This window comes from Streptomyces meridianus, from assembly GCF_023703325.1.
GTDB classification, from domain to species: Bacteria; Actinomycetota; Actinomycetes; order Streptomycetales; family Streptomycetaceae; genus Streptomyces; species Streptomyces meridianus.
This window is the reverse complement of record NZ_JAMQGM010000078.1, coordinates 1-6,644: the sequence shown is the minus strand read 5'-3', so window position 1 is coordinate 6,644 and position 6,644 is coordinate 1. Positions and strand designations below refer to the sequence as shown.

At 61.7% G+C, this 6,644-nt stretch carries 6 protein-coding genes and 2 pseudogenes; 5 read left to right on the top strand and 3 right to left on the bottom strand.

Going from position 1 to position 6,644, the window contains the following annotated elements; genetic code table 11:
* Positions 1–75: 75 nt before the first annotated feature.
* Positions 76–201 (top strand): hypothetical protein, encoded by a 126-nt coding sequence (locus tag M1E25_RS25725; RefSeq protein WP_285831226.1) that lies wholly within the window; start codon positions 76–78, stop codon positions 199–201.
* Between the two features lie 17 nt (positions 202–218).
* Positions 219–464 (top strand): hypothetical protein, encoded by a 246-nt coding sequence (locus tag M1E25_RS25320; protein WP_251419611.1) that lies wholly within the window; start codon positions 219–221, stop codon positions 462–464.
* Positions 465–483: 19 nt separating this feature from the next.
* Here M1E25_RS25320 and M1E25_RS25315 read toward each other — a convergent pair.
* Positions 484–1,592: pseudogene (locus M1E25_RS25315) on the bottom strand (IS630 family transposase).
* A gap of 328 nt (positions 1,593–1,920) precedes the next feature.
* On the opposite strand from M1E25_RS25315, the pseudogene M1E25_RS25310 reads away from it, so the two are divergent.
* The 3 genes and pseudogenes from M1E25_RS25310 to M1E25_RS25300 all read left to right on the top strand — a co-directional run bounded on the left by M1E25_RS25310 (position 1,921) and on the right by M1E25_RS25300 (position 5,461).
* Positions 1,921–2,545: pseudogene (locus M1E25_RS25310) on the top strand (transposase family protein).
* 143 nt (positions 2,546–2,688) lie between these two features.
* Positions 2,689–3,453, top strand: coding sequence for a transposase family protein (locus M1E25_RS25305; RefSeq protein ID WP_251419609.1), 765 nt, complete (start codon positions 2,689–2,691; stop codon positions 3,451–3,453).
* Between the two features lie 658 nt (positions 3,454–4,111).
* Positions 4,112–5,461, top strand: coding sequence for an AMP-binding protein (locus M1E25_RS25300; protein WP_251419608.1), 1,350 nt, complete (start codon positions 4,112–4,114; stop codon positions 5,459–5,461).
* 3 nt (positions 5,462–5,464) lie between these two features.
* Here M1E25_RS25300 and metF read toward each other — a convergent pair whose 3' ends face one another.
* Positions 5,465–6,379 (bottom strand): methylenetetrahydrofolate reductase [NAD(P)H], encoded by a 915-nt coding sequence (metF, locus tag M1E25_RS25295; RefSeq protein ID WP_251419606.1) that lies wholly within the window; start codon positions 6,377–6,379, stop codon positions 5,465–5,467.
* Positions 6,376–6,644 (bottom strand): vitamin B12 dependent-methionine synthase activation domain-containing protein (locus M1E25_RS25290; RefSeq protein WP_251419604.1); only part of this gene is annotated, 269 nt, incomplete at its 5' end. The genes M1E25_RS25290 and metF, both read right to left, overlap by 4 nt.

The window sequence follows — 6,644 nt, the reverse complement described above, 5'->3', positions numbered from 1 at the left end:
CACTTCCAAGGACGCAACCCTAGTGGGGGGCCGTGACCGGAAACGATCATCGGGGTGTCCTGCGATGATCGGTGAATGAGCGAGCATGAGTGGCAGGCGTTGACCAAGTCCGAGGAAGCGTTCATGGTCAATTCGTATGAGATCGACATCCTGGTGGTGTCTGGGGAGATCTCGACGATGCCGATCAGTCCCGGCCCGTGAAGGAGCTGGCAGGGATCTTGCTCACTCTCATCGATCGTGGATGGATCGAGGTTCGTCGAGTCGCGCCGTGGACGTCCCCGTCCGGGGAGCAGGGCCTCCAGCCCGGGGAACTGGTGCCTCGTGATCAGCTTCCGGCGGTCCTGGAGGACGCGGCCAACTGGGAGTACCCGGATGACGGCAACTGGATCGGTGCAGTGACCCTGGTGGAGACCGAAGCGGGTAAGAAGATCACCCGTCGCTCCCCCGAGGAGACGGCCGAGTAGAGCGCCGTGGCGGGGATCTTCAGGCCGCTGCAGCCAGTGGTCGACCGCCCCACCGTATGCCCCTCTCACTGCGGACACGGGCACGTTCGCGACGTTGGGCGGCCAGGACGGAGGGGTGGCGGGCGTTCTGGTTGCGCCAGCGCAGGTAGCGCTGCAGCTCCCTTGTCTGCACGGTGTGGTTGGGGTGGTTCGAGTTGGCCAGGGTGAACTGCCGCAGCGGCCCGAAGTGCGCCTCGATGGGGTTCGCCCAGGAGGCGTTGGTCGGCGTGAAGCATAGCTCGACCTTGTTCTTCCGGGCCCACCGGCGGATCTTGCTGCCCTTGTGGGCGGACAGGTTGTCCAGGATCACGTAGATCGGGGCACCGTCCGGTCGGGCGGCCCGGATCGATTGCAGCGCGGCCAGGGACGGGGCGGTGCCTTTGTGGCGGCGGTTGACACCCCACAGGCTGTCGTCGCCGACCGAGTAGCAGCCGTGGAAGTAGGTGACCCCGTGGGTGCGGTGGAAGGTCGCCGGCAACCGGTCCGGCCTGCCCTCCTTCGCCCAGCAGGACCCGGCGGTGGGGCGGATGCCGAGCGGCCCGAACTCGTCGAAGGCGAAGGTGCGGTCGGGGCGCTCGGTCAGCGCGTACTCGATCCGGTCCAGCTTGGCGTCGAAGTCCGGGTCGCTGGATTCCTTCCAGGTCTTGGTCCGCTGGAACGTCACGCCGCGGCGCGCGAGCAGGCAGCGCAGGGCCTCGCGGCCGATGCGTATCGGTCGGGCGACATTGCGCCGCAGATGGTCGGCGAGCTTGCGGATCGACCAGCGGGTGAAGGGCCTGCCGAGCTTGGTGGGGCGGGTGGTGGCCGTCTGGATGACGAACTCCTCGTCGTCATCGCTGAGTAGGCGGGGACGGCCTCCCGCCCACACGCCAGCCCGATCTCGTTGAAGCGGTGGATCACATCCCGGACGGTGTCCTCGTCCGCTTGGACGAGATTCGCGATCACCGGGACGGTGCTCCCGCCCGCCGAGGCCAGCAACATCATCGCCCTGCGGAACCGCACCGTGCTGGTGCTGCCCCGCCGCACGATCCGCTGCAGCTTCTGCCCCTCCTGCTCAGTCAGCCTGCGAACCCTGACCAGCCCTGCCATCGCGTCTCCCCGGATCAGACATGTCGTCACATCCAAGCGGCGTGAGCCCAGTTAGCACCACCCGGTGAGCGTTTCCGGTCAAAGCACTAGCGATGCGGCGGATCGCGCAGAGCCCACAGTCAGCGAACAGGCGATTCGTATCGGGCACCGTCAGCGTCTCGTCGACACCGGACGGCCGCTCCGGCCGACCAGCAACGACCAGGCCCAACACTGAGCTCTTTCAGCTTGGCCACTGATCGGGTGACGGGGCCGGTGCCCGCAACGCACAAGGCTCCCGTGCCGTTGAGGGAGGTGTTCGAAGTCTCAACTCACCGGCACAGGAGTCCTGTTGGTTCTCTATCCTGCCGCACTCGACCTGCCTCATGCGCTCGTTGAGTGGGTCACGATGCTCATCGTCACTCGCGAGGGTGACCGCCGCGGTCACGGGCCTGCTCGCCGACCGCGCGCCGGGATTCCTCAAGGCCTTGCGCGAGGCCGACCCCGACCACGTCCTACTGGACGGCACCCTCGCCGAATGCGACTGCATCGGCGACCGACGTGCGGACCACTCCCACAAGCACCGCCGGCACGGCGTGAACGCGCAGGTGGTGACCGATCCGGGAGGGCATTTGCTGTGGCTCTCGCCCGCGCTGCCGGGCCGAACCCACGATCTGACCGCGGCCCGCACCCACCGCATCATCCGATCTGCGAGCGCCAGGGCGTCCCCGTGCTCGCCGACCGGGCCTACCAGGGCGCCGGCCCATGGGTGACGACCGGCCGCAAACGCCCACCCGGCCGGGACCTGGACCCCACCCAGCGCACGATCAACCGTGCCCTCGCCCGAACACGAGCGCCAGTGGAACGCGGCGTGGCCCGCCTGAAGTCCTGGCGGATCTTCCGCAGGTCCCGATGCAGCCCGAATCGAATGACGTCAATCGCCGCAGCCGTCCTCACCCCTGGAGCGGCAACGCTGAAACGGCTCACTGAGGGCTCACTGAGCTGTTTCCAACCTGGCTTCGTGTGACGGGAGTTGGCGTGAGGGGCGGTGCTGAGACGTAGAGAAGCTCCTGGTAGACGGGTGATTGTCGAGATCAACTGTCCAGCCAGGAGCTTCCGCGTGCTTGTCTACCCATCGGGGATCGATCTGTCCACCTCGACCCTGCGATTTCTCGCCCGCGAGCTGGGCACGCGGCATCGAGAGAAGGGCACCCGGTGGCGTCGTCTGCCCGCAGGGCGCCAAGCGCTGCTGGTCCTGGCGCATCTGCGCTGCGGTGACACCTACGCCCGCCTCGCCGCCGGATTCGAAGTCGGGATCGCGACGGTGTACCGGTACGTGGCCGAGGCCGTCGAAGTCCTCGCCGCACTGGCTCCCGACCTGCGGACTGCTGCACGCACCGCCTCCACCAAGGCATTCGTGATCCTGGACGGCACGCTGCTGCCGATCGACCGGATAGCGGCCGACCGGCCCTTCTACTCCGGAAAGCATAAGAAGCACGGCATGAACGTGCAGGTCATCACCGATCCAGCGGGGCGGCTGCTGTGGGTCTCGCCCGCACTGCCCGGAGCGGTCCACGACATCAAGGCCGCGCGAACCCACGGCATCATCGACGCCCTGGCCGAAGCTGGCGTTGAGTGCTGGGGCGACAAGGGCTACCGGGGCGCCGGCGGCACCATACGGCTGCCCTACTGGGGTCGCTGGGAGACGCTCTCCGCAGGACAGCAGGCCGTCAACCGCTCGCACGCGAAGATCCGCGCGCTCGTCGAGCAGGCCATGGCCACCCTCAAGACCTGGCGGCTCCTGCGCAAGCTGCGATGCTCCACCACCCGCATCACCAGCCTCGTTCAGGCCGTCCTCACCCTGCACCTGACCTGCTCAAACTGAGGTTGGAAACAGCTCACTGATGGATGTCAGAACGGCGAACCGGAGATGGAACCGGCGATCCGTCGCCGAGTAGCGGAGCCGACAGGCAAATGTTGCCCCAACAGACGCTTCGAGGAAGTCGCGGTAATGGCCGGCGAGGGCAGGTCCAGTGCAGATGGCGACGGCATCTCTGTCAGCACAGCACCGCCATACTCCTCATGTAGCGCCCTGACCTCAACGGACCGCCCGGCAACCGCGGCACCACACGTCCACAGCTGCCTACCTGGTCGACCGAGGCAAGGCGTATGGCGCGGGCGTCCTGGACTCCTACTCGCGCCAGGTTGTCGGCGGCCCACCGTCAGCCTCGCGGAACCTCTCCCATCTTGACAGATCGCGATGAGCGAATCCGATAAATACATACAAATATAACTTAATCCAACCACACTGCTCCCCAAAACCCAAACGCTAAGCAGTGGGCCATTTCCAGAACCTCAACACTTTACACGATTTAAGTTGTAACTTGATCAAATATTCTCTAATTTCGCAAGAATCCATCAATTTCCCGTGTAACTAATTACGGCTTCCCCAAAGAGAACCAGTGAAACTGAGACGATGGACACACACGACAAGCCATTGAACGCCCAGCAAAGCAAGTCGCTCCCCACCTACCATGAGTAGATTGCTCGAATTGTCGCCATTCACGGAAAGAAAGCGTCGTGGTCGCAAAATGAAAGACTCAACTATCCTCTTTCAAAAATCACGAGATCTATTATCTACTTGCAGAACCGAACGCGAACCTCTTCGCGAATTTCGATGGCCGAATCTACGAAGATTCAATTGGGCCACCGATTGGTTTGATCATATTGCCTCAGATAGCAAGAAGCCCGCGTTGAACTGGATTGATGACTCCGGGAAAATTCACACCTTGACCTACGGTCAACTCAAGGATAGATCCGACCAAGCCGCAAGCTGGCTTTTACGTCAAGGCGTCGGTCGGGGCACGCGAATGTTAATCGCTCTTGACAATTGCACACCGCTATGGGAATTGCATTTGGCTGCATTGAAACTCGGTGCCGTAGTAGCCCCAGCAACGCCCACCATGAGTAGAGCAGGACTGCTCGATAGGTTGGCCTTCGCCGGGGCGACCATGATGATCACTCCACCGGAAATAGCTGAAAGTATCCCTAGAGGAAGGACTTGGACCGGCGTAACTGTTGGTGGCTCCGTGACCGGATGGTCCACATACGAGGATTGCTATTCGAGCACACACCGAGCCCCCCTTCAAAGCGAACTAGATTCAGCAGCACCTTATTTTCTCGAGCTTTTAGCAGACTCCGAGAAAAACGAAGGTTCTCTTCAAGGGCGGCTACATTCTCAATACACCTGCACTGTGGGTATACTGGCAGACCTGCATTTTTCAGGGCTTTCCTCTGGGGATAATTTATTAGCAGCAGCGCCACTTGGTTCACTTGAGCATGTCTTCCTCAACGTCCTTGCGCCCCTGGCCGCCGAAGCCAGTACGTTCGTCCTCCCTCAAGTCAACACGTCCGGAAGCGCTTTCACCAACCTGGAGGAGAAGGTCGAAGTAACCCACCTATATGTGCAGGCTCGGAATCTCAATGAATCTACATTCCTGCAAGAAATCGCCTCGCGTGCCGATGTTGATGTGTTTAGCAGCGACACGGCGACATCCCTGTGGGCGCTGAAGAATCACGATTCGTCACTGACCCGAAATATCCGATGGGGAATTCGCCACAGGAAAACCGCTGTTGGGTGCGGAGTCCTCCCTGGTTCGACAGTAGGAAACGATACGCTCGGGCACGAGGTATCGCTATTGAACCCCAAAACTGGGCTTCCGGAAAGGGAGGGCGAGATCCATCTGAGCGTTCGCGACTGGCCATTCGACCCTCCACTCCAACAAGCGGGATGCCGACATTCCAGCCATACTTCCGACTTGGGAATGTGGCCCACAGGACTGATCGGACACCGGGAGTCGGAAGACGGCATCACGTTGATCGGCGCGGTTTGACGTTCAGTCAGCGAGATCAGCGAATATGCGTTCTCTCTGCGGCGATAATGTCCCTCGCACGTTCTGATGAATCTCGAACGCGGCGCTTGATCGATTGAGAGTTATGTAGTGCAACCCGGGCGCCCCCTCATCGAGTAGTCTACTCGCCATGGTCGTGGCATGATCGACGCCTATACGATGTCCTTCTTCCGGATCCTGCCGTGCATTTTCGAGCCTTCGCGCCAGACCATTGGGAAAGACAGCATTGCTCAGTTGCGCAAAACGCCGGATCTGACGAAAATCCGTGGCAGGCATAATTTCTGGAATTATGGGAGTTGTGCACCCTGCAGCGCTGACTCGGTCGCGAAGTCGAAGATAGTCCTCTACGTTGAAAAACATCTGCGTAATGGCATAGTCGGCACCAGCTCGACATTTTGCAATAAAGTTCCGGATATCGCTATCCCAGTCGGTCGAGCGGGGGTGCCGCTCGGGGAATGCGGCTACCCCGACGCTGAAGTCTCCGGATTTTCTGATCAGTTTTACCAATTCACGCGCGAATTCTAGACCCTCCGGGTGCTGAATCCATGGTCCACGGGGATCGCCAGGCGGGTCACCCCGCAAAGCGAGCACATCTCGCACCCCTGCATCGGCGTATTGACCAAGGATTCGCCGGATTTCGGATACGGAATGACCAACAGCGGTAAGATGTGCCACGGGACGAAGGGTCGTTTGCGTGGCGATCTGCTTGGTTATCTGAACTGTCCGGTCCCTGGAGGATCCGCCTGCCCCATATGTGACAGACACGAACGTGGGTGAGAACGGTTCTATGCGGCGAATGGACCTCCAGAACTGTGCCACGCCAGCGTCTGTTTTAGGAGGAAAGAATTCGAACGAGAAGGACAACTCTCCGCTCGTGAGCGCGTCTCTTAGAACGGTCAAGCCCGACCTCCTGCGTTGAAGTACGTGGCTTCGGGGTGGTGGAGGACGATGGCGTCGGTGGACTGTTCGGGGTGCAGCTGGAACTCCTCCGACAGCTCGACACCGATGCGCCCGGATTCCAGCAGGTCGGCGATCTTGGCCCGGTCCTCGAGATCTGGGCACGCGGGGTAGCCCAGTGAGTAGCGGCAGCCTTGGTATTCGGTTCGCAGCATCCCACTGAGATTCTCTGGATCGCCTCCGGAGATGCCCAGCTCGGCGCGCACCC

Excerpts from the sequence above, each read along its gene's own strand:
- M1E25_RS25725 (WP_285831226.1), top strand. The coding sequence starts at position 76 with ATGAGCGAGCATGAGTGGCAGGCGTTGACCAAGTCCGAGGAAGCGTTC.